A 23,633-nucleotide genomic window follows, 5' to 3' on the forward strand; every position below is an offset into this window, starting at 1 on the left:
TCCGGCAACCGTGCCAAATGCCTGATGCGACGCTAACGCGTCTTATCAGGCCTACAACCTCCCGCCCCCTCATCTGTACAAAATTCGAACTACACTTAATGGGCTCTTCTTACCTGAGGTAACGATTATGCCGTTAAGTCCCTATATTGCTTTCGCCGGAAACTGCGCCGATGCCATCGCCTACTATCAACAGACGCTGGGTGCGGAACTGCTCTACAAAATCACCTTTGGCGAAATGCCGAAAGATGCGCAGGAAAGCAGCGACGGCTGCCCCTCCGGCCAGACCTACCCTGAAAACGCCATCGCCCACGCCAACCTGAAAATCGCAGGAAGCGACATCATGATGAGCGACGGCGCGCAAAGCGGAAATACCGGTTACAGCGGCTTTACGCTGGTGCTGGATACTCAGGACGTCAACGAAGGAAAACGCTGGTTCGATAGCCTGGGCGCAGAAGGCCAGATTGAGATGGCCTGGCAGGAAACATTCTGGGCGCACGGTTTCGGCAAAGTCACCGATCGCTACGGCCTGCCCTGGATGATCAACGTCGTCAAACAGCCTGGCGGATAACTCTGCGGGAGGCGCGTCCTCCCGCTGTCATCATTTTCACCATAACTCTTCATCTTCGCGTCACCCACGCTTAACCCAACTGTCACAATAATTCGCCACGATGGAGCCACTTTTTTAGGGAGGCTCCAGCATGCAAACGATTATCCGCGTCGAACAACTGAGCAAAACCTTTCATCAGCATCAGGCGCTGCACGCGGTTGATCTGAACATTCATCACGGTGAAATGGTGGCTCTGCTTGGGCCGTCGGGTTCCGGCAAATCCACCCTTTTACGTCACTTAAGCGGCCTGGTTGTCGGCGATAAAAAGCCGGAATGTCGCGTTAAACTGCTGGGCCGCACCGTCCAGCAAAATGGCCGTCTGGCGCGCGATATCCGCAAAAGCCGCGCCCATACCGGCTACATCTTTCAACAATTCAATCTGGTGAATCGCCTGAGCGTACTGGAGAACGTGCTGATTGGCGCGCTCGGCAGCACGCCGTTCTGGCGCACCTGTTTTAGCTGGTTTACCCGCGAGCAGAAACAGCGGGCGCTACAGGCGCTGACCCGCGTAGGCATGGTGCACTTTGCCCATCAGCGCGTTTCCACGCTCTCCGGTGGCCAGCAGCAGCGTGTGGCGATTGCCCGTGCGCTGATGCAGCAGGCGAAAGTGATTCTGGCAGACGAACCGATCGCCTCGCTGGATCCGGAATCAGCCCGCATCGTGATGGACACCCTGCGCGACATCAACCAGAACGACGGCATCACCGTGGTCGTCACGCTGCACCAGGTGGATTACGCCCTGCGCTACTGCGAACGCATCATCGCCCTGCGTCAGGGGCATGTTTTCTATGACGGCAGCAGCCAACAGTTTGATAACGAACGTTTTGACCATCTCTACCGCAGCATCAACCGCGTCGAAGAAAACGCGAAAGCTGCCTGACATCCCCATCATTGAGGAAAACGAATGAACGCGAAGATCATTGCCTCGCTGGCCTTCACCAGCATGTTCAGCCTCAGCACCCTGTTAACCCCGGCGCACGCCGAAGAGCAGGAAAAGGCGCTGAATTTCGGCATTATTTCAACGGAATCACAGCAAAACCTGAAACCGCAATGGACGCCGTTCTTGCAGGATATGGAGAAGAAGCTGGGCGTGAAGGTAAACGCCTTCTTTGCCCCGGACTACGCGGGCATTATCCAGGGAATGCGTTTCAACAAAGTGGATATCGCCTGGTACGGCAACCTGTCGGCAATGGAAGCAGTGGATCGCGCCAACGGCCAGGTCTTCGCCCAGACGGTCGCGGCGGATGGATCGCCGGGTTACTGGAGCGTGCTGATCGTCAACAAAGACAGCCCGATCAACAATCTGAACGATCTGCTGGCGAAGCGTAAAGATCTCACCTTCGGCAATGGCGATCCTAACTCCACCTCTGGCTTCCTCGTCCCCGGTTACTACGTCTTCGCTAAAAACAATATCTCCGCCAGCGACTTCAAGCGCACGGTGAACGCCGGGCATGAAACCAACGCGCTGGCCGTCGCCAATAAGCAGGTGGATGTCGCTACCAACAACACTGAAAACCTCGACAAGCTAAAAACCTCCGCACCGGACAAGCTGAAAGAGCTGAAGGTGATCTGGAAGTCGCCGCTGATCCCGGGCGATCCGATCGTCTGGCGCAAAAATCTTTCCGAAACCACCAAAGACAAGATCTACGACTTCTTTATGAACTACGGCAAAACGCCGGAAGAGAAAGCCGTACTGGAACGTCTGGGCTGGGCACCGTTCCGCGCGTCCAGCGACCTGCAACTGGTACCGATTCGCCAGCTCGCGCTGTTTAAAGAGATGCAGGGCGTGAAAGGCAATAAAGGGCTGAATGAGCAGGACAAACTGGCGAAAACCACCGAGATTCAGGCGCAACTGGATGATTTAGACCGCCTGAACAACGCGTTAAGCGCGATGAGTTCGGTGAGTAAAGCGGTGCAGTAATGTGCTCAATCGGCCCCCTCTCCCTTGAGGGAGAGGGTTAGGGTGAGGGGGAAAATGTGCACGCTGATGCCCTCACCCCGGCCCTCTCCCACAGGGAGAGGGAGAAAACCGGCACCACATTTAGCAACGAACGCGATCGGTCCCCTCTCCCTTGAGGGAGAGGGTTAGGGTGAGGGGGAAATGCGCACGCTGATGCCCTCACCCCGGCCCTCTCCCACAGGGAAAGGGCGAAAACCGGTACCACATTTAGCAACGAACGCGATCGGTCCCCTCTCCCTTGAGGGAGAGGGTTAGGGTGAGGGGGAAATGTGCACGCTGATGCCCTCACCCCGGCCCTCTCCCACAGGGAGAGGGAGAAAACCGGTACCACATTTAGCAACGAACGCGATCGGTCCCCTCTCCCTTGAGGGAGAGGGTTAGGGTGAGGGGGAAATGCGCACGCTGATGCCCTCACCCCGGCCCTCTCCCAAAGGGAGAGGGAGAAAACATTAAACGGAGCCAAACATGCAAACCATCACCCTCGCCTCACCCAAGCGCAGCTGGTTCTCGCTCTTCAGTTGGGCCGTTGTTCTTGCCGTGCTGGTCATCTCGTGGCAAGGCGCGGAAATGGCCCCGCTCACGCTGATTAAAGACGGCGGCAACATGGCGACTTTCGCCGCCGACTTCTTCCCGCCCGATTTCAGCCAGTGGCAGGATTACCTCTCCGAAATGGCCGTCACGCTGCAAATCGCCGTCTGGGGCACCGCGCTGGCGGTGGTGCTTTCCATCCCCTTCGGCCTGATGAGCGCCGAAAACCTGGTGCCGTGGTGGGTGTACCAGCCCATTCGCCGCCTGATGGATGCCTGCCGTGCCATTAATGAAATGGTCTTCGCCATGCTGTTCGTGGTCGCTGTCGGCCTCGGCCCGTTCGCTGGCGTGCTGGCGTTGTTTATCCACACCACCGGTGTGCTCTCCAAACTGCTTTCCGAAGCGGTGGAAGCCATTGAACCCGGCCCGGTGGAAGGCATTCGCGCCACTGGTGCCAATAAACTGGAAGAGATCCTCTACGGCGTGCTGCCACAGGTGATGCCGCTGCTGATTTCCTATTCCCTCTATCGCTTCGAATCCAACGTGCGTTCCGCCACCGTCGTCGGCATGGTCGGCGCGGGCGGAATTGGTGTCACCCTGTGGGAAGCGATTCGCGGTTTCCAGTTCCAGCAAACCTGCGCCCTGATGGTGCTGATTATCGTCACGGTCAGCCTGCTGGATTTCCTCTCTCAACGGTTGCGTAAGCACTTTATCTGATTAGCGAGGCATTGAAAGCTATGCACTTGTCTACACATCCGACCAGCTACCCAACACGCTATCAGGAGATAGCCGCAAAACTTGAGCAGGAGCTTCGTCAACACTACCGCTGCGGCGACTATCTCCCCGCTGAGCAGCAACTGGCGGCGCGCTTTGAGGTAAACCGTCACACCCTGCGCCGCGCCATCGACCAACTGGTGGAGAAAGGCTGGGTACAGCGCCGTCAGGGCGTCGGCGTGCTGGTGCTGATGCGCCCGTTCGATTACCCGCTCAATGCCCAGGCGCGTTTCAGCCAGAACCTGCTGGACCAGGGTAGCCACCCAACCAGCGAAAAACTGCTATCGGTGCTGCGCCCCGCGTCTGGTCACGTCGCTGACGCGCTGGGGATCACCGAAGGCGAGAACGTTATCCACCTGCGCACCCTGCGCCGGGTCAACGGCGTCGCGCTCTGTTTGATTGACCACTACTTCGCAGACCTCACGCTCTGGCCGACGCTGCAACGCTTCGACAGCGGCTCGCTGCACGATTTTCTGCGCGAGCAAACGGGGATTGCGCTGCGCCGCAGCCAGACGCGGATCAGCGCCCGCCGCGCCCAGGCCAAAGAGTGCCAGCGCCTTGAAATCCCGAATCTGTCGCCGCTGCTGTGCGTGCGCACCCTTAACCACCGTGACGGTGAAAGCAGCCCGGCGGAGTACTCCGTCAGCCTGACCCGCGCCGACATGATTGAATTCACTATGGAGCACTGAATGCACGCAGATACCGCGACCCGCCAGCACTGGATGTCCGTACTGGCGCACAGCCAACCGGCTGAACTGGCAACGCGCCTCAAGGCGCTGAACATCACCGCCGACTATGACGTTATCCGCGCCGCCGAAACGGGCCTGGTGCAGATTCAGGCGCGGATGGGCGGCAACGGCGAACGTTTTTTTGCCGGCGACGCCACGCTCACCCGCGCCGCCGTACGCCTGACTGACGGCACGCTCGGCTACAGCTGGGTGCTGGGGCGTGATAAACAGCACGCCGAACGCTGCGCGCTGATTGACGCGCTGATGCAGCAATCTCGCCACTTTCAAAACTTATCAGAAACGCTTATTGCCCCGCTGGACGCTGACCGTATGGCACGCATTGCCGCACGCCAGGCCGAAGTGAACGCCAGCCGGGTCGACTTCTTTACGATGGTTCGCGGAGACAACGCATGACCCTGGAAACCGCTTTTATGCTTCCCGTGCAGGATGCCCAGCACAGTTTTCGTCGCCTGTTAAAGGCGATGAGCGAGCCGGGCGTAATCGTCGCCCTGCATCAACTCAAGCGCGGCTGGCAGCCGCTGAATATCGCCACCACCAGCGTGTTGCTGACGCTGGCCGATAACGACACGCCGGTGTGGCTTTCCGCGCAAGTAAGTAACGATATCGTCAGCCAGAGCCTGCGTTTTCATACCAACGCGCCGCTGGTCAATCAACCGGAACAGGCGACCTTCGCGGTGACGGATGAAGCGATTACCCCCGAGCAGCTCAACGCCCTTTCCACCGGCACCGCCGTTGCGCCGGAATCGGGCGCGATGCTGATTTTACAGGTCGCCAGCCTGAGCGGTGGACGCATGCTGCGCCTCACCGGCGCGGGTATTGCCGAAGAACGGATGATCGCCCCGCAGCTACCGGCGTGCATTCTGCACGAACTCACCGAGCGCCCACATCCGTTCCCGCTCGGCATCGACCTGATTCTGACCTGCGGCGAGCGCCTGCTGGCTATCCCACGAACCACTCATGTGGAGGTGTGCTGATGTACGTTGCCGTGAAAGGGGGCGAAAAGGCGATCGACGCCGCCCACGCCCTGCAAGAGAGCCGACGCCGGGGCGATACTGATTTGCCTGAACTGAGCGTCGCCCAGATTGAACAGCAGCTTAACCTCGCGGTGGATCGCGTGATGACCGAAGGTGGTATTGCCGACCGCGAACTGGCGGCACTGGCGCTGAAACAGGCCAGCGGCGATAACGTTGAAGCGATTTTCCTGCTGCGCGCCTACCGCACGACGCTGGCGAAGCTGGCGGTGAGCGAGCCGCTCGACACCACGGAGATGCGTCTCGAACGCCGTATTTCGGCGGTATATAAAGATATTCCCGGTGGCCAGCTGCTTGGCCCAACCTACGACTACACCCATCGCCTGCTCGATTTCACCCTGCTGGCGAATGGCGAAGCGCCGACGCTGACCACCGCCGACAGCGAACAGCAACCGTCGCCGCACGTCTTCAGCCTGCTGGCGCGTCAGGGGCTGGCGAAGTTTGAAGAGGATAATGGCGCTCAGCCGGATGACATCACCCGCACGCCACCGGTTTACCCCTGCTCACGCTCCTCCCGTTTGCAGCAGTTAATGCGCGGCGACGAGGGCTATTTGCTGGCGTTGGCCTACTCCACCCAGCGTGGTTACGGGCGCAATCACCCGTTCGCAGGCGAAATTCGCAGTGGCTATATCGACGTCTCTATTGTGCCGGAAGAGCTGGGATTTGCGGTGAACGTCGGTGAACTGCTGATGACCGAGTGTGAAATGGTCAACGGTTTTATCGACCCGCCGGATGAACCGCCGCACTTCACGCGCGGCTACGGGCTGGTGTTCGGCATGAGCGAGCGCAAAGCGATGGCGATGGCGCTGGTCGACCGCGCTCTGCAAGCGCCGGAGTACGGCGAGTACCCCACAGGCCCGGCGCAGGATGAAGAGTTTGTGCTGGCGCATGCCGACAACGTCGAAGCCGCAGGCTTTGTCTCGCACCTCAAACTCCCGCACTACGTCGATTTCCAGGCCGAACTGGAGCTACTCAAACGTCTGCAACAGGAGCAGAACCATGGCTAATCTGAGCGGCTACAACTTTGCGTACCTCGACGAGCAGACCAAACGCATGATCCGCCGCGCCATCTTAAAAGCGGTAGCGATCCCCGGTTATCAGGTACCGTTTGGCGGGCGCGAGATGCCGATGCCTTACGGCTGGGGAACCGGCGGCATTCAGCTAACCGCCAGCGTGATTGGCGAGAGCGACGTGCTGAAGGTGATTGACCAGGGCGCGGACGACACCACCAATGCCGTGTCGATCCGCAACTTCTTTAAGCGCGTGACCGGGGTGAATACCACCGAGCGCACGGACGATGCGACGCTTATCCAGACACGTCACCGCATTCCCGAAACACCGCTGACGGAAGATCAGATCATTATCTTTCAGGTGCCGATCCCGGAACCGTTGCGCTTTATCGAGCCGCGTGAGACGGAAACCCGCACCATGCACGCGCTGGAGGAGTACGGCATCATGCAGGTGAAACTGTATGAAGATATCGCCCGCTTCGGTCATATCGCCACCACATATGCCTATCCGGTGAAGGTAAACGATCGCTACGTGATGGACCCGTCGCCCATCCCGAAATTCGATAACCCGAAAATGGACATGATGCCCGCCCTGCAACTGTTTGGCGCGGGGCGCGAGAAGCGTATTTATGCCGTGCCGCCGTTTACCCGCGTGGAAAGCCTCGATTTTGACGATCACCCGTTCACCGTTCAGCAGTGGGATGAACCCTGCGCGATTTGCGGATCAACCCACAGCTATCTCGACGAAGTGGTGCTGGATGACGCCGGAAACCGCATGTTTGTCTGCTCCGATACCGATTACTGCCGCCAACAGAGCGAGGCGAAAAGCCAATGAATCAACCGTTACTTTCGGTCAATAACCTGACCCACCTTTACGCACCCGGCAAAGGCTTTAGCGATGTCTCTTTTGATTTATGGCCGGGGGAAGTACTCGGCATTGTCGGGGAGTCCGGTTCCGGGAAGACCACGCTGCTGAAATCGATTTCCGCTCGCCTGACGCCGCAGCAGGGGGAAATTCACTACCAGAACCGTTCGTTGTACGCAATGAGCGAGGCCGACCGTCGTCGCCTGCTGCGCACCGAATGGGGCGTGGTGCATCAGCATCCGCTCGACGGCCTGCGCCGTCAGGTGTCAGCAGGCGGCAATATCGGCGAACGCCTGATGGCAACCGGGGCGCGTCATTACGGCGACATTCGCGCTACCGCGCAGAAGTGGCTGGAAGAGGTGGAAATTCCGGCTAACCGTATCGATGACCTGCCGACCACCTTTTCCGGCGGCATGCAGCAACGTTTGCAGATCGCCCGCAATCTGGTGACGCATCCGAAGCTGGTGTTTATGGATGAGCCAACGGGCGGGCTGGATGTGTCGGTGCAGGCGCGCCTGCTCGACCTGCTGCGCGGCCTGGTGGTGGAGCTGAACCTGGCGGTGGTGATCGTCACCCATGATCTGGGCGTCGCCCGCCTGCTGGCGGATCGGTTGCTGGTGATGAAACAGGGTCAGGTGGTGGAGAGTGGGTTAACCGACCGCGTGCTCGATGATCCACATCATCCGTATACCCAGTTGCTGGTGTCATCGGTTTTGCAGAATTGAGTTGCAACACCTTGCGCGCTGCTCCCCTCACCCCGGCCCTCTCCCGCAGGGAGAGGGAGAAGAACGTGCCGAATTTAACACCGCGCATAATCGATCCCCTCTCCCTCAAGGGAGAGGGTTAGGGTGAGGGGGCAATGTGCGCGCTGCTCCCCTCACCCCGGCCCTCTCCCGGAGGGGAGAGGGAGAAGAACGTGCCGAATTTAACACCGCGCACAATCGGCCCCCTCTCCCTCAAGGGAGAGGGAGAAGAACGCGCCGAATTTAACACCGCGCACAATCGGTCCCCTCTCCCTCGAGGGAGAGGGTTAGGGTGAGGGGGCAATGCGTGCGCCGATCCCCAATATGCGAACCACGAGGCGAAAAATGATTAACGTACAAAACGTCAGTAAAACCTTCATTTTGCACCAGCAAAACGGCGTGCGCCTGCCCGTCTTACAACGCGCCTCGCTCACCGTCAACGCAGGCGAATGCGTGGTGCTCCACGGTCACTCCGGCAGCGGCAAATCAACCCTGCTGCGCTCGCTGTACGCCAACTATCTGCCCGACGAAGGGCAGATCCAGATCAAACACGGCGACGAATGGGTAGACCTGGTCACCGCGCCAGCGCGCAAAGTGGTGGAAATTCGCAAAACCACCGTCGGCTGGGTGAGCCAGTTTCTGCGCGTCATCCCGCGCATTTCGGCGCTGGAAGTGGTGATGCAGCCGCTGCTCGATACCGGCGTACCGCGTGAAGCCTGCGCCGCTAAAGCCGCGCGTCTGCTCACTCGCCTGAACGTGCCGGAACGCCTGTGGCACCTTGCGCCATCGACCTTCTCCGGCGGCGAACAGCAGCGCGTCAACATCGCTCGCGGCTTTATCGTCGATTACCCCATTCTGCTGCTCGACGAACCTACCGCCTCGCTGGACGCCAAAAACAGCGCCGCCGTAATCGAACTGATCCGCGAAGCCAAAGCCCGCGGCGCGGCCATCGTCGGTATCTTCCATGACGAAGCCGTGCGCAACGACGTCGCCGACCGCCTCCACCCAATGGGAGCCTCTTCATGATTATCAATAACATTAAGCTGGTGCTGGAAAACGAGGTAGTACACGGCTCGCTGGAGGTACAGGACGGCGAAATCCGCGCCTTTGCCGAAAGCCGGAGCCGCCTGCCAGAAGCGATGGACGGCGAAGGTGGCTGGCTGCTGCCGGGGCTGATTGAGCTGCATACGGATAACCTGGATAAATTCTTCACCCCGCGCCCAAAAGTGGACTGGCCCGCCCACTCGGCGATGAGCAGCCACGACGCACTGATGGTGGCAAGCGGCATCACCACCGTGCTGGATGCCGTGGCGATTGGCGACGTGCGCGATGGCGGCGATCGGCTGGAGAATCTGGAGAAGATGATCAACGCTATCGAAGAGACGCAGAAACGCGGCGTCAACCGCGCCGAACACCGCCTGCATCTGCGCTGCGAACTGCCGCACCACACCACGCTGCCGCTGTTTGAAAAACTGGTGCAGCGCGAACCGGTGACGCTGGTGTCGCTGATGGATCACTCCCCTGGCCAGCGCCAGTTCGCCAACCGCGAGAAGTATCGCGAATATTATCAGGGCAAATACTCGCTCACCGATGCGCAGATGCAGCAGTACGAAGAGGAACAGCTGGCGCTCGCCGCACGCTGGTCGCAGCCGAATCGCGAAACCATTGCCGCGATCTGCCGCGCACGCCAGATTGCGCTCGCCAGCCACGATGACGCCACGCACGCCCACGTCGCCGAATCCCACCAGCTTGGCAGCGTAATCGCCGAATTTCCCACCACGTTCGAAGCGGCAGAAGCCTCACGCAAGCATGGCATGAACGTGCTGATGGGCGCGCCGAATATTGTGCGCGGCGGTTCGCACTCCGGCAACGTGGCGGCAAGTGAACTGGCGCAGCTTGGCCTGCTGGATATCCTCTCTTCCGACTATTACCCCGCCAGCCTGCTGGATGCGGCGTTCCGCGTCGCCGATGACGAGAGCAACCGCTTTACGCTGCCGCAAGCGGTGAAACTGGTAACCAAAAACCCGGCGCAGGCACTGAATCTTCAGGATCGCGGGGTGATTGGCGAGGGTAAACGCGCCGACCTGGTGCTGGCGCATCGCAAAGGCAACCACATTCACATCGACCACGTCTGGCGTCAGGGGAAAAGGGTGTTCTGAAGATGGGAAAACTGATTTGGTTGATGGGGCCATCCGGCTCCGGGAAAGACAGTCTGCTGGCGGAACTCCGTCTGCGGGAACAGACGCAGCTACTAGTGGCGCATCGCTACATCACGCGTGACGCCAGCGCCGGAAGTGAAAATCATATAGCCCTGAGCGAGCAGGAGTTTTTTGCCCGCGCGGGGCAGCAACTCTTCGCGTTGAGCTGGCATGCTAACAGCTACTATTACGGTATCGGGCTGGAGATCGACCTTTGGCTACACGCCGGGTTCGACGTGGTGGTTAACGGCTCGCGCGCGCACCTGCCGCAGGCGCGGGCACGCTATGAATCGGCCCTGCTGCCTATCTGTTTACAGGTGTCACCGGAGATCCTGCGCCAGCGCCTGGAAAAGCGTGGCCGAGAAAACGCCAGTGAAATTAACGCCCGTCTGGCGCGCGCCGCCCGCTATACTCCACAGGATTGCCATACGCTCAACAATGACGGCAGCCTGCGCCAGTCGGTCGACACGCTGCTGACGCTGATTCATCAGAAGGAGAAACACCATGCCTGTTTGTGAGCTTCGCCCAGCCACGCAGTACGATACCGACGCGGTTTACGCATTGATATGTGAGCTAAAACAGGCGGAGTTTGACCATCACGCGTTTCGCGTGGGCTTTAACGCCAACCTGCGCGACCCAAACATGCGCTACCATCTGGCGCTGCTGGATGGCGAAGTTATCGGCATGATCGGCCTGCATTTGCAGTTTCATCTGCATCATGTCAACTGGATCGGCGAAATTCAGGAACTGGTAGTGATGCCGCAGGCGCGCGGTTTGAACGTTGGTAGCAAGTTGCTGGCGTGGGCGGAAGAAGAAGCCCGCCAGGCCGGGGCCGAAATGACCGAGCTTTCCACCAACGTGAAGCGCCACGACGCGCATCGTTTCTATCTGCGCGAAGGCTACGAGCAGAGCCACTTCCGCTTCACCAAGGCGCTGTAACATGAGCCTGACCCTCACGCTCACCGGCACCGGCGGCGCACAGGGCGTTCCCGCATGGGGCTGCGCGTGCGCGGCGTGCGCCCGAGCGAGACGCTCGCCGCAGTATCGCCGTCAGCCGTGCAGCGGCGTGGTGAAGTTTAACGACGCGATCACCCTGATCGACGCCGGGCTACACGATCTCACCGATCGCTGGTCGCCCGGATCGTTCCGACAGTTTTTGCTGACGCACTATCATATGGATCACGTGCAGGGGCTGTTCCCGCTACGCTGGGGCGTGGGCGACACGATCCCGGTCTACGGCCCGCCGGATGAACAGGGCTGCGACGATCTGTTTAAACATCCGGGCCTGCTTGATTTCAGCCACACGGTGGAGCCGTTTGTGGTGTTCGATTTGCAGGGATTGCAGGTGACGCCGTTGCCGCTCAACCATTCAAAACTCACTTTCGGTTACTTGCTGGAAACGGCGCACAGCCGGGTGGCGTGGCTGTCTGATACCGCAGGGCTACCGGAAAAAACGGTGAAATTTTTACTTAATAATCATCCGCAGGTGATGGTGATTGATTGTAGCCACCCACCGCGCGCGGATGCGCCGCGTAATCACTGTGATTTAAATAGCGTACTGGCGCTGAATGAGGTTATCCGCTCGCCACGGGTGATTCTGACGCATATCAGTCACCAGTTTGATGCGTGGCTGATGGAGAACGCGCTTCCGCCGGGGTTTGAGTCCGGGTTTGATGGGATGGTGATTAGGGTGGAGTGATGGGGTTGGTCATGTGCGCGCTGATGCCCTCACCCCGGCCCTCTCCCACAGGGAGAGGGAGAAAAGGCGCAGTCGGTTCCCTCTCCCTGTGGGAGAGGGTTAGGGTGAGGGGCCATGCCAGCACCTACTCCCCTCACCGCTCATACTCATCTTCCAGCCTCTGCCGCTCATCCTCTAACTGCCGGCGTTCCTGATCAAGCTGGCGCTGGCGGTCATCAAGTTGCCGGCGTCGATCCTCCAGTTGGCGGCGACGGTCGTCATATTGCTGGCGGCTGTTATCGTTCCGATAACGCCCATCGTCGTAATCACGATCGTCATCATCGCTGGCGCGGTCGCTGGAAGGATTGTAAGCATCATTAATCGCCTGTTGAATGTTGCCTATCGCATCATCAATCACATCAGCATGCGCAAGCGGGCTCATCAGCACAAACAACAAGACGGTAAGGTAACGTTTCATCAGGAAAGTCTCACACAACCAGAGTGAGATGACGTTAATGAAACGTTAGAAAGTAAAACAGCGGAGTATTCTCAAATTTGAATAGCACAATAACCTAACGATAATAGTTAATTCGATCACAACCGAAATATCCACAGCAAAAAGTTATTATTATAATGTTCTCCATTTCACCTTTCTTATTATTTATTTCACAAATAATTAAATGGAGATTAGATATTTTATGAATGGAACATTCAAATTAACCAAAACCTGCCTGGCGCTGACCGCCATTATGGCACTAATGAGCCAATCGGTGGGTGCGGCAGAAACCGCTAAAGACGCCAGTACATTTACGAAATCCGTCAATCAGCAATATCAGCAATCCCTCCCATTTAACAATCGCCAGGATTTTGAAGACGCCCAGCGTGGCTTTATCGCGCCATTGCTTGATGAAGGGAAATTAAGAACACCGGACGGTAAAGTTTATTATCGTGCGCTGGATTACCAGTTTGATATTAATGCGCCAGCACCGGACACCATCAACCCAAGCCTGTGGCGTCAGGCACAGGTCAATGGCATCTCCGGGCTGTTTAAAGTGACTGACCGCATGTACCAGGTGCGCAGCCAGGATATTTCCAACATCACCTTTATTGAAGGCGATACCGGCATTATCGTCATCGACCCGCTGGTGACCCCCAACTCCGCCAAAGCCAGTCTCGATCTCTATTTCAAACACCGCCCGCAGAAGCCGATTGTGGCGGTTATTTATACCCATAGCCACGCAGACCACTATGGCGGTGTAAAAGGGATTGTTTCTGAAGCCGATGTGAAAGCTGGCAAAGTGCAGATCATCGCCCCGGAAGGCTTTATGGAGGAGGCGATCAGCGAAAACGTGCTGGCGGGGAATATCATGAGCCGCCGCGCGCTGTACTCTTATGGGCTGCTGCTGCCGCATAATGCCCAGGGTAATATCGGCAACGGCCTCGGCGTAACGCTCGCCACCGGCGACCCGAGCATTATTGCTCCGACGCACTCCGTCACCAAAACCGGTGAAAAACTCACGATCGACGGTCTGGATTTCGAATTCCTGATGGCACCAGGCAGCGAAGCGCCGTCTGAAATGCACCTCTACATTCCGGCGCTGAAAGCCCTGTGTACAGCGGAAAACAGCACCCACACCCTGCATAACTTCTACACCCTGCGCGGCGCGAAAACCCGTGATACCGCGAAGTGGACTGATTATCTGAACGAAACGCTGGATAAATGGGGCTCGCAGGCCGAAGTACTGTTTATGCCGCACACCTGGCCGGTGTGGGGAAATCAGCACATCAATGATTACATTGGCAAATATCGTGACACCATCAAGTACATTCATGACCAGACGCTGCATTTAGCGAATCAGGGTTACACCATGAATGAAATCGGCAATATGATTCATCTGCCGGAAACGCTGGATAAAAACTGGGCCAGCCGTGGCTACTATGGTTCTGTCAGTCATAATGCCCGCGCGGTGTATAACTTCTACCTCGGCTACTACGATGGTAACCCGGCGAACCTGAATCCGTATGGTCAGGTGGATATGGGTAAACGCTACGTTAAAGCGCTGGGCGGCTCTGCACATGCTATCAACCTCGCACGTGAAGCCTACAACGAGGGCGACTACCGCTGGGCATCTGAACTGCTGAAACAGGTGATTGCAGCCGATCCGGGCGACCAGGTTGCGAAAAATCTGCAGGCCGACACCTTCGAACAGCTCGGCTATCAGGCTGAATCCGCCACCTGGCGCGGTTTCTACCTGACCGGCGCAAAAGAGCTGCGTGAAGGCGTGAAAAAATTCGAACACGCCAGCACTGCCTCTTCCGACACCATTAAAGGCATGACCGTCGAGATGCTGCTGGATTACCTGGCAGTACGTCTGGATAGCGAGAAAGCCGCAGGTAAAAACATAAGCCTGAACTTTAATTTCTCCAATAACGATAATATGAATTTATCGTTGGAAAACAGCGTACTGAACTACCGTAAAACCCTGCAACCGAAAGTTGATGCGTCGTTCTATATGAGCCGTAGCGATCTGCACGACGTACTGGTGGGTCAGGCAAAAATGGCCGATCTGGTGAAAGCGAAGAAAGTGAAAATTATTGGCAACGCTAATAAATTAAATGAAATTATTTCTTGCATGGATAAATTCGAGCTGTGGACAAATATTGTCACGCCGAATTAATCATTTTGAAAACGTGATAAACGCGCCCCGGCTTATGCCGGGGCACTCGAATTATTCACTGGCCGGATAATCAATTCCGCAAGTTAAATCAATTTTGCCGTGTTCGCGCTGATTATACTTTTCAGTTCAACCGGGCGACTTTTATTCAAAATTAACAGGAATATTAATAGCTCCATTTATTATCCAGGAAAATAAAACATGGGTAGGTTTTTTTCTTTTTCAGGCAAGCTGCTTCTGCTTCCCCTGTTTTTGCTGTCGGGCTGCACCTTTTCACCCGCGATACCGGTGATAGGCGCGTATTACCCTGGCTGGCTTTTTTGCATTATTGGCGGCGTCATCCTGACGCTTATCGTCCGCCGCATTCTTATTCGCACGAACAGCACGCCGCATCTGGGCTACCCAGGGCTGGCCTATACCGCGCTATTCGCCCTTTTCTCCATGCTGTTATGGCTGGCCTTCTTCTAATTCTATTGAGACGCACACATGGAAAGTACGCCCAAAAAACCGACCAATAAAAAGGCGCCTGCCCTGATTCTGGTGATGGCGGCTATTGTCGTTATGGTTTATGTCATCTGGCGCCTGGACAGCGCGCCCTCCACAAATGATGCCTATGTTTATGCAGACACCATTGATGTCGTGCCGGAAGTCAGCGGCCGCATTGTCGACATGGCCGTGCACGATAACCAACGGGTTAAGAAAGGCGATGTGTTAATGCGCATCGATCCCCGCACTTATGAAGCCAACCTGGCGAAAGCCAAAGCCTCACTTGAAGCGCTCGACAAACAAATTATGCTGATGCAGCGCAGTGTTAATGCCCAACAACACGGCGCTGATTCAGTAGAAGCGGCGGTCGCGAAAGCGCGCGCCGCCGCCGCCCAGGCGACCAAAACGCTGAATCGCACCGAGCCGCTGCTGGCGCAGGGCTTTGTTTCCGCTGAAGACGTTGACCGGGCCCGGACAGCGCAACGTGCCGCAGAAGCCGATCTCAATGCTATCCTCGAACAGGCAAAACAGGCCGCCAGCGCGGTTAGCGGCGTCGATGCGCTGGAAGCCCAGCGCGATGTGGTGCGGGCGGATATCGCACTCACCGAGCTGCATCTGGAAATGGCGACCGTGCGCGCGCCGTTTGATGGTCGTGTGGTGGCGCTGAAAACCAGCGTCGGTCAGTTCGCATCAGCCATGAAACCGGTTTTCACCCTGATTGATACTCACCACTGGTACGTGATCGCCAATTTCCGTGAAACCGAGCTGAAAAACATCCACAGTGGTACTCCCGCCACCCTTCGCCTGATGAGTGACTCCGGCAAAACATTTTCCGGCAAGGTCGATTCTATCGGCTACGGTGTAATGCCGGACGACGGCGGCATGGTGCTCGGTGGCCTGCCGCGCGTGTCCCGCTCCATTAACTGGGTTCGCGTCGCCCAACGTTTTCCGGTGAAAATTTTGGTCGAGAATCCGGACGAAGAGATGTTCCGCATCGGCGCATCAGCGGTTGCTAACCTTGAGCCGCAATGATGAAGGCGCTTGATTATCTGCCGCTCCCACTGGTTAAACTGCTGGGTTTCTTTCATGCAGAGCTCAGTGAACAGCGCCCGGGTCGCTTCCCGCAGACAATGCAGCTCTGGGCGGGCTGCTTACTGGTGGTGCTCATCTCCATGACCTTCGAGATCCCCTTTGTGGCGATCTCGCTGGCGGTGCTGTTTTACGGCATCCAGTCCAACGCTTTCTACACCAAATTTGTGGCGATTCTCTTTCTGGTCGCCACGGTGCTGGAAATCGGCAGCCTGTTCCTGATTTATAAATGGTCTTACGGCTATCCGCTGGTGCGTATGGTCATTGCCAGTCTGATCCTTATTGGCTGTATGTTCCTGATGCGTACCCATAAGCTGGGGCTGGTGTTCTTCGCCGTGGCGATTGTGGCGATTTACGGGCAAACTTTTCCGGGGATGCTTGATTACCCGGAAATTGTACTGCGCCTGACGTTATGGTGCATCGTGGTCGGGCTTTACCCGACGCTGCTGATGGTGTTGATGGGCGTGCTGTGGTTCCCGGCGAGGGCGATTAGCCAGATGCGCAGCGGGCTTTGCGCACATTTGCAAGAAGCCGCCACACGCTTAACGCAGCCTGATTTACCGGTCAGTGACAAACAGCTTGAGCGCGACGCGCTGGCGCTGCAAAAACTGAACGTTTTCTGCATGGCGGACGACGTCGAGTGGAAAAACCATTGCGCCTGGTGGCAAACCTGCGTGGCAACTGTAACTTACCTGCGCACGACGCTTAACCGCTTTGATACCGCCGCCTGGGCGCATGATCCGGCGGTGCAGGCGTTGCTGGCTACACTGGCCACAGAAATGAATGCGCTGTGTGCGGCCATTCGCGTCGGTGATGCGTGGCGCGGAGACTGGCAACCAGACGAACAGCAGCTTGCCGCCGCGCAGCGTTGCGGTCTGGCGGGCGTGTGTCAGGCAGTGAGTCAGCTTGGCAAAATGGCCCCGGACACCCCGCCTGCGCCTGCCGTAAAACAGCCGTCGATGGCCGCCGATGCCTGGACGAATCCGGTCTACATCCGCTATGCCCTGAAAACGCTACTGGCCTGCATGGTGTGTTATGTCTTTTATTCCGGCGTCGACTGGGAAGGCATCCACACCTGCATGCTCACCTGCGTGATCGTGGCGAATCCCAGTATCGGCTCCTCTTATCAGAAGATGGGGCTGCGTTTCGGCGGTGCGTTTCTCGGCGCGATTCTGGCGCTGCTGTTTACCCTGCTGGTCATGCCATGGCTCGACAATATTGTTGAGCTGCTGTGCGTGCTGGCGCCGATTTTCCTGCTTGGCGCATGGCTGGCGACCAGTTCCGAACGCTCCTCTTACATCGGCACGCAAATGGTCGTCACCTTTGCCCTCGCCACGCTGGAGAACGTGTTTGGCCCCACCTATGACCTGGTAGAAATCCGCGACCGTGCCATTGGGATCCTGATTGGCACCGCCGTCTCTGCGGTGATCTACACCTTTATCTGGCCCGAAAGCGAAGCCCGCGCACTGCCCCAGAAGCTGGCGGGCGCGCTGGCAATGATCGCCAAAGCGATGCGTCTGCCACATACCCAGGGTGGCGCGGCGCTCAGCGGTTACCTGCAATTGCGCATCGGCTGCCACGCAGCGTTAAACGCCAGTGAAGAGATGTGCGAACGCGTGGCGCTTGAGCGTCATCTTCCTGTCGATGAACGTGAACGGTTAATCAGCCACAGCCAGGCGGTGATCCGTCAGGGGCGTGAAATCCTCAATACCTGGGATAAACAACCCGACGCACACTACGCCGCCGCACTCGCTGATGCGCTGGACGCCTACGCCAGCGGGCTGCCGCAGAACTGTAGCGCCACCCCCACATTGAGCCCGGCTGCGCACGCCAACCCGACCGCGCAGCACATCACTCTTTTACCCGACTGGAGCAACCCGCCGCCCCCAGAGGCCGCGCGGGCGCAAGGAGCTATGCCACAATGACCCGACATTTTTCCCGCTTGCTGATTTGCAGCCTGCTCGGCACCACCACGCTGCTCTCAGGCTGCGCGTTGATCCGCAAAGATGGCACGCCGAGCCCGCAGATCGCCCCCGAGCAAATTAAGCTCGCCGACGACATTCATCTGGCAAGCCAGGGCTGGCCACAAGCGCAATGGTGGAAGCAATTTCACGATCCGCAACTGGATGCGCTGATCGCTAAAACCCTTGCCGGTTCGCATACGCTGGCCGAAGCAAAGCAGCACGAAGAGAAAGCGCAATCGCAGGCTGAACTGCTGGAAGCCGGTTCACGGTTGCAAATGGCGGCGCTGGGTATGCTGAACCGTCAGCGCGTTTCGGCCAGTGGCTTTCTGAGCCCCTACGCCATGGATGCGCCGCGTTTAGGGATGGACGGCCCTTACTATACGGAAGCGACCGTCGGCGTAGTCGCCGGGTTTGATCCCGATTTGTGGGGCGTACATCGTTCAGCCGTGGAAGCCGCCATTGGCGCGAAAAACGCGGCGCTGGCGGAAACCGCCGCCGTCGAACTGTCGCTGACCACCGGCGTCGCCCAGCTTTATTACAGCCAGCAGGCTAACTACCAGATGCTTGATTTGCTGGAGCAGACGCGTGATGTGATTGATTACGCGGTGCTGGCCCATCAAAGCAAAGTGAAGCAGGGGCTGGAGGCGAAAGTACCGTGGCACGGCGCGCGCGCGCAGTTACTGGCGGTGGAAAAACAAATCGCCGCAGTAAAAGGGCAAATCAAAGAGACGCGGGAATCGTTGCGCGCCATCATCGGTGCGACCGATATGCCGGACATCAAACCGGTGGCGCTGCCGCAGGTTGATACCGGGCTGCCATCGTCGCTCTCCTATGAACTGCTCGCTCGTCGCCCGGATCTTCAGGCTATGCGCTGGTATGTACAAGCCTCGCTAAGTCAGGTCGATGCCGCACGCGCCCTCTTCTATCCGAGCTTCGATATCAAAGCCTTCTTCGGCTTCGACGCCATCCACCTTGAGGATATGTTCAAAAGCCCGAGCAAGCAGATTAACTTCATCCCCGGCCTGCGTCTGCCGCTGTTTGACGGTGGGCGTCTGAACGCTAATCTGGCGAGCACGCGCGCCAGCAGCAACATGCTGATTGAGCGCTACAACCAGTCGGTGCTCAACGCGGTTCGTGATGTGGCGATTAACGGCTCGCGCCTGCAAACACTCAACGACCAGCGCGTGATGCAGACCGAACGCGTCGACGCCGCGCGTTATACCCAGGCCGCCGCACAAGCCGCCTACAAGCAAGGCCTTGGCAGCCGCTTGCAGGCAACCGAAGCGCAACTTCCGGTGCTGGCAGAACAGATGTCGTTGATGATGCTCGACACCCATCGGATCATTGAGAACATCCAGCTCATTAAATCGCTGGGCGGCGGCTATCAGGCCATTCACCAAAAGTAACCCTCACGCCGCGTGCCCCGTCACGCGGCGCCTCTTCGACACGTCAAAACTGACGACAGACTGTTTTTCGTCAGGGTTTTGTCTAAAAAATCCCCGTAATATCCGTGGATACCCACAATAAAAACATGGCATAGAACCTGCATAATGAGGTCGTTATGCGCGTCCGCGCTGATTGAAACTGGAGCAAGACCGATGAAAAAAGTCGTCACGGTTTGCCCGTATTGCGCCTCAGGTTGCAAAATCAACCTGGTGGTCGATAACGGGAAAGTCGTTAAGGCTGAAGCGGCGATGGGGAAAACCAACCAGGGCACGCTGTGCCTGAAGGGTTATTACGGCTGGGATTTTATCAATGATACCCAGATCCTGACTCCGCGCCTGAAAAGCCCAATGATCCGTCGCCAGCGCGGCGGCAAGCTGGAAGCCGTCTCCTGGGACGAAGCCCTGAATTACGTTGCTGACCGCCTGAGCGCGATCAAAGCAAAATATGGCCCAGACGCCATTCAAACGACCGGCTCCTCGCGTGGCACCGGTAATGAAACCAACTATGTGATGCAAAAATTTGCGCGCGCCGTTATTGGTACCAATAACGTCGATTGCTGCGCACGTGTCTGACACGGCCCATCGGTTGCAGGTCTGCACCAGTCGGTCGGTAATGGCGCAATGAGTAATGCCATCACAGAAATTGATAACACGGATCTCGTGTTCATCTTCGGGTATAACCCGGCAGATTCACACCCGATTGTGGCGAATCACGTGATTAACGCCAAACGCAATGGGGCAAAAATTATCGTCTGCGATCCGCGCAAAATTGAAACTGCACGTATTGCTGATATGCACATCGCATTGAAAAACGGCTCGAACATCGCGCTGCTCAATGCCATCGGGCATGTCATTATCGAAGAAAATCTGTATGACCAGGCGTTCGTTGCGGGTCGTACCGAGGGCTTCGAAGAGTACCGTAAAATTGTTGAAGGCTATACACCGGAGTCCGTCGAGGACATTACCGGCGTGAGCGCGCAGGAAATTCGCCAGTGCGCCCGCATGTATGCTTCCGCGAAAAGCGCGGCGATCCTGTGGGGCATGGGCGTGACTCAGTTCTATCAGGGCGTGGAAACCGTGCGTTCTCTGACCAGCCTGGCGATGCTGACCGGCAACCTTGGGAAACCAAGCGTCGGCGTAAACCCGGTTCGCGGTCAGAACAACGTACAGGGCGCGTGCGATATGGGCGCACTGCCGGATACTTATCCGGGCTATCAGTACGTCAAATTCCCGGAAAACCGCGAGAAATTCGCCAAAGCCTGGGGTGTTGAGAGCCTGCCGGAACACACCGGTTATCGCATCAGTGAGCTGCCGCACCGCGTCGCACACGGTGAAGTGCGCGCAGCCTACATTATGGGTGAAGATCCGCTCCAGACTGACGCTGAACTCTCTGCCGTGCGTAAAGCGTTCGATGAGCTGGAACTGGTGATTGTGCAGGACATCTTTATGACCAAAACCGCCTCGGCGGCTGACGTCATTCTGCCATCCACCTCCTGGGGTGAGCACGAAGGGGTTTACACCGCGGCTGACCGTGGCTTCCAGCGTTTCTTCAAGGCCGTTGAGCCGAAATGGGACCTGAAAACCGACTGGCAGATTATCAGTGAAATCGCCACCCGCATGGGCTATCCGATGCACTACAACAACACCCAGGAAATCTGGGATGAGTTGCGTCATCTTTGCCCGGACTTCCTTGGTGCAACCTATGAAAAAATGGGCGAGCTGGGATATGTCATGTGGCCGTGCCGCGATGAATCTGACGCCGACCAGGGAACGTCGTATCTCTTTAAAGAGAAGTTCGACACACCAAATGGTCTGGCGCAGTTCTTCACCTGCGACTGGGTTGCGCCTATCGACAAACTGACTGACGAGTATCCAATGGTACTGTCGACGGTGCGTGAAGTTGGGCACTACTCCTGCCGTTCAATGACCGGTAACTGTGCGGCACTGGCCGCGCTGGCGGATGAACCAGGCTACGCGCAAATCAACACGGCTGATGCGGCACGCCTCGGCATTGAAGATGAAGCGCTGGTATGGGTCAATTCACGCAAAGGGAAAATCATTACCCGTGCTCAGGTGAGCGATCGCCCGAACAAAGGCGCGGTGTATATGACCTACCAGTGGTGGATTGGCGCGTGTAACGAGCTGGTGAGTGAAAACTTAAGCCCGATTACCAAGACGCCAGAATATAAGTACTGCGCGGTCAACGTTGAGCCGATTGCGGATCAACAGGCGGCAGAGCAGTATGTGATTCAGGAATACGACAAGCTGAAAGCCCGTCTGCGCGAAAGCGCGTTGGGTTAATGATGGGGAGCCCCCCTCACCCCGGCCCTCTCCCAAAGGGAGAGGGTGAAAACCGGCGCTGTATTTAAGTACGTGCACCATCGGTTCCCTCTCCCTTTGGGAGAGGGTTAGGGTGAGGGGGCAAACCAACAAAAACGGGGATGAAAATCATCCCCGTTTTTTTATTGGCAAACGTTACATATTCGCTTTCTTATCAAATTTACCGAGCACATCGCGTTCATACGCCAGCGCTTTTTTGCGGTCAAATTTGTGTTCCCACTTGGCGATAACCAGCACCGCCAGGGCATTACCCACCACGTTCAGTGCGGTACGCGCCATGTCGAGGATACGGTCAACGCCGGCGATAAACGCCAGTCCTTCCAGCGGAATACCCACGCTGCCAAGCGTTGCCAGCAGTACCACAAACGATACGCCCGGTACGCCAGCAATCCCTTTCGAGGTTACCATCAGCGTCAGCACCAGAATAATTTCCTGCCAGATGGAAAGCTCAATGCCGTAAAGCTGCGCGATAAAGATCGCCGCAATACTCTGGTACAGCGTTGAACCATCCAGGTTGAAGGAGTAGCCAGTCGGCACCACGAAGCTGGTGATTGCCGGCGGCGCCCCATAGGCCTCCATCTTCTCGATAATACGCGGCAACACGCTCTCGGAACTCGCCGTAGAGTAAGCCAGAATCAGTTCATCTTTAAGGATGAAGATCAGCGTCCAGATGCTCAGTTTACACATGCGTGCAACCGCACCCAGCACCACCAGCGCGAAGAACAGGATCGCGGCATAAACAAGAATCACCAGCTTCGCCAGCGGCCACAGTGAAGCGAAACCAAAGTTTGCCACCGTCACCGAGATCAGCGCGAAGACCCCCACCGGTGCATAACGCATCACCATATGGGTCACTTTAAACATGGTTTCGGAGATAGAACGGAAAACGGTAACCAGCGGTTCACGATGCGTTGCAGGAAGAGAGGAAAGACCCAGACCAAACAGCACCGAGAAGAAGATGATTGGCAACATATCGCCCTTCGCCATCGACGCGATGATATTGGTCGGCACCAGTGAAAGAATGGTGCCCATCAGGCCATGCGCATGGCTCTGTACATCCGCCGTGGTGCTTTGGTATTTCGAAATATCCACCGTCGCCAGTTGCGACATATCAATGCCCGCGCCCGGTTGGAAGACGTTGGCAAGCGTAATCCCGAGGATAATCGCCACCGTGGTGATCACTTCGAAATAGATAATGGTTTTTGCGCCAATACGGCCAAGCTGTTTGGCATCGCCCACGCCCGCAATCCCCACGATAAGCGTGGAAATCACAATCGGTACGACAATCATTTTAATCAGATGGATAAAGATATCACCCGCCGGTGATAAGAGGTTAGCAATCAGCCATTCACGGCTATCACTATGATAATGCAGGTAACTACCCAGCAGGATGCCCAGAATAAGGGCAATCAAAATCTGCCAGGCGAGGCTGATTCTCGTTTTTTTCATAACAACAGACTTCCTCAATGAAAGCTATCATTCCAAAAGGGA

Annotated in this window: 23 protein-coding genes; 21 read left to right on the forward strand and 2 right to left on the reverse strand. The window is 57.2% G+C overall.

What is annotated here, in order from left to right:
* The first annotated feature begins 127 nt into the window (after positions 1-127).
* The 15 genes from yjdN (at position 128) to phnP (ending at position 12,164) form a co-directional block, all read left to right on the forward strand.
* Complete coding sequence (yjdN, locus tag ACOXYR_RS19795; protein ID WP_108476072.1) at positions 128-568, forward strand: VOC family metalloprotein YjdN; 441 nt, start codon at positions 128-130, stop codon at positions 566-568.
* Positions 569-698: 130 nt separating this feature from the next.
* Positions 699-1,487, forward strand: coding sequence for a phosphonate ABC transporter ATP-binding protein (gene phnC, locus ACOXYR_RS19800; RefSeq protein ID WP_421356640.1), 789 nt, complete (start codon positions 699-701; stop codon positions 1,485-1,487).
* A gap of 24 nt (positions 1,488-1,511) precedes the next feature.
* Entirely contained in the window at positions 1,512-2,528 is a 1,017-nt protein-coding gene (phnD, locus tag ACOXYR_RS19805) for a phosphonate ABC transporter substrate-binding protein (RefSeq protein ID WP_108476070.1), read from the forward strand.
* Positions 2,529-3,032: 504 nt separating this feature from the next.
* Positions 3,033-3,812: a phosphonate ABC transporter, permease protein PhnE gene (gene phnE, locus ACOXYR_RS19810; protein ID WP_421356726.1), complete on the forward strand. Its 780-nt coding sequence runs from the start codon at positions 3,033-3,035 to the stop codon at positions 3,810-3,812.
* Between the two features lie 20 nt (positions 3,813-3,832).
* Positions 3,833-4,558 (forward strand): phosphonate metabolism transcriptional regulator PhnF, encoded by a 726-nt coding sequence (gene phnF, locus ACOXYR_RS19815; RefSeq protein ID WP_108476068.1) that lies wholly within the window; start codon positions 3,833-3,835, stop codon positions 4,556-4,558.
* Positions 4,559-5,011: a phosphonate C-P lyase system protein PhnG gene (phnG, locus tag ACOXYR_RS19820; RefSeq protein WP_421356727.1), complete on the forward strand. Its 453-nt coding sequence runs from the start codon at positions 4,559-4,561 to the stop codon at positions 5,009-5,011.
* Positions 5,008-5,592: a phosphonate C-P lyase system protein PhnH gene (gene phnH, locus ACOXYR_RS19825; protein ID WP_421356728.1), complete on the forward strand. Its 585-nt coding sequence runs from the start codon at positions 5,008-5,010 to the stop codon at positions 5,590-5,592. Before phnG ends, phnH begins: the two co-directional genes overlap by 4 nt.
* On the forward strand, positions 5,592-6,656 hold the full coding sequence (gene phnI / locus ACOXYR_RS19830) for an alpha-D-ribose 1-methylphosphonate 5-triphosphate synthase subunit PhnI (protein ID WP_108476065.1): 1,065 nt from the start codon (positions 5,592-5,594) through the stop codon (positions 6,654-6,656). The genes phnH and phnI overlap by 1 nt, the downstream gene beginning before the upstream one ends.
* A complete protein-coding gene (gene phnJ / locus ACOXYR_RS19835) occupies positions 6,649-7,494 on the forward strand; it encodes an alpha-D-ribose 1-methylphosphonate 5-phosphate C-P-lyase PhnJ (RefSeq protein WP_113859057.1) in 846 nt (281 codons plus the stop codon). The genes phnI and phnJ overlap by 8 nt, the downstream gene beginning before the upstream one ends.
* Positions 7,491-8,249, forward strand: a complete 759-nt coding sequence (gene phnK / locus ACOXYR_RS19840; RefSeq protein WP_350437389.1) for a phosphonate C-P lyase system protein PhnK — start codon at positions 7,491-7,493, stop codon at positions 8,247-8,249. The genes phnJ and phnK overlap by 4 nt, the downstream gene beginning before the upstream one ends.
* Before the next feature lie 363 nt (positions 8,250-8,612).
* Positions 8,613-9,293, forward strand: coding sequence for a phosphonate C-P lyase system protein PhnL (phnL, locus tag ACOXYR_RS19845; protein WP_421356538.1), 681 nt, complete (start codon positions 8,613-8,615; stop codon positions 9,291-9,293).
* Positions 9,290-10,426: an alpha-D-ribose 1-methylphosphonate 5-triphosphate diphosphatase gene (gene phnM / locus ACOXYR_RS19850; protein ID WP_421356539.1), complete on the forward strand. Its 1,137-nt coding sequence runs from the start codon at positions 9,290-9,292 to the stop codon at positions 10,424-10,426. The genes phnL and phnM overlap by 4 nt, the downstream gene beginning before the upstream one ends.
* A 2-nt stretch (positions 10,427-10,428) precedes the next feature.
* Complete coding sequence (phnN, locus tag ACOXYR_RS19855) at positions 10,429-10,983, forward strand: ribose 1,5-bisphosphokinase (RefSeq protein ID WP_421356540.1); 555 nt, start codon at positions 10,429-10,431, stop codon at positions 10,981-10,983.
* Positions 10,970-11,404, forward strand: a complete 435-nt coding sequence (gene phnO, locus ACOXYR_RS19860; RefSeq protein WP_407731922.1) for an aminoalkylphosphonate N-acetyltransferase — start codon at positions 10,970-10,972, stop codon at positions 11,402-11,404. Before phnN ends, phnO begins: the two co-directional genes overlap by 14 nt.
* A 1-nt stretch (position 11,405) precedes the next feature.
* Positions 11,406-12,164 (forward strand): phosphonate metabolism protein PhnP, encoded by a 759-nt coding sequence (gene phnP, locus ACOXYR_RS19865; protein ID WP_108476061.1) that lies wholly within the window; start codon positions 11,406-11,408, stop codon positions 12,162-12,164.
* A gap of 133 nt (positions 12,165-12,297) precedes the next feature.
* On the opposite strand, the gene yjdP is transcribed toward phnP, so the two are convergent.
* Positions 12,298-12,621 carry a DDRRRQL repeat protein YjdP gene (gene yjdP / locus ACOXYR_RS19870; protein WP_108476060.1) on the reverse strand — a complete coding sequence of 108 codons (324 nt, stop codon included), beginning with the start codon at positions 12,619-12,621 and terminating at the stop codon, positions 12,298-12,300.
* Between the two features lie 220 nt (positions 12,622-12,841).
* On the opposite strand from yjdP, the gene ACOXYR_RS19875 reads away from it, so the two are divergent.
* The 6 genes from ACOXYR_RS19875 (at position 12,842) to fdhF (ending at position 22,103) form a co-directional block, all read left to right on the forward strand.
* Positions 12,842-14,821, forward strand: a complete 1,980-nt coding sequence (locus ACOXYR_RS19875) for an alkyl/aryl-sulfatase (RefSeq protein ID WP_108476059.1) — start codon at positions 12,842-12,844, stop codon at positions 14,819-14,821.
* A 198-nt stretch (positions 14,822-15,019) separates the two neighbouring features.
* Positions 15,020-15,286 carry a YtcA family lipoprotein gene (locus ACOXYR_RS19880; protein ID WP_108476058.1) on the forward strand — a complete coding sequence of 89 codons (267 nt, stop codon included), beginning with the start codon at positions 15,020-15,022 and terminating at the stop codon, positions 15,284-15,286.
* Positions 15,287-15,304: 18 nt separating this feature from the next.
* Positions 15,305-16,336, forward strand: a complete 1,032-nt coding sequence (mdtN, locus tag ACOXYR_RS19885; RefSeq protein ID WP_421356541.1) for a multidrug transporter subunit MdtN — start codon at positions 15,305-15,307, stop codon at positions 16,334-16,336.
* Positions 16,336-18,318, forward strand: coding sequence for a multidrug efflux transporter permease subunit MdtO (mdtO, locus tag ACOXYR_RS19890; protein WP_421356552.1), 1,983 nt, complete (start codon positions 16,336-16,338; stop codon positions 18,316-18,318). The genes mdtN and mdtO overlap by 1 nt, the downstream gene beginning before the upstream one ends.
* Positions 18,315-19,763: an MdtP family multidrug efflux transporter outer membrane subunit gene (locus ACOXYR_RS19895; protein WP_421356542.1), complete on the forward strand. Its 1,449-nt coding sequence runs from the start codon at positions 18,315-18,317 to the stop codon at positions 19,761-19,763. Before mdtO ends, ACOXYR_RS19895 begins: the two co-directional genes overlap by 4 nt.
* Positions 19,764-19,955: 192 nt before the next feature.
* The gene (gene fdhF / locus ACOXYR_RS19900) at positions 19,956-22,103 is read left to right on the forward strand and encodes a formate dehydrogenase subunit alpha (RefSeq protein ID WP_350436382.1); all 2,148 of its coding nucleotides are present in this window, start codon (positions 19,956-19,958) and stop codon (positions 22,101-22,103) included.
* Positions 22,104-22,277: 174 nt separating this feature from the next.
* Here fdhF and gltP read toward each other — a convergent pair whose 3' ends face one another.
* Positions 22,278-23,591 (reverse strand): glutamate/aspartate:proton symporter GltP, encoded by a 1,314-nt coding sequence (gene gltP, locus ACOXYR_RS19905; RefSeq protein WP_421356543.1) that lies wholly within the window; start codon positions 23,589-23,591, stop codon positions 22,278-22,280.
* Between the last annotated feature and the right edge of the window lie 42 nt (positions 23,592-23,633).

This window comes from Pseudocitrobacter faecalis (assembly GCF_965231525.1).
Taxonomy (GTDB): domain Bacteria; phylum Pseudomonadota; class Gammaproteobacteria; order Enterobacterales; family Enterobacteriaceae; genus Pseudocitrobacter; species Pseudocitrobacter faecalis.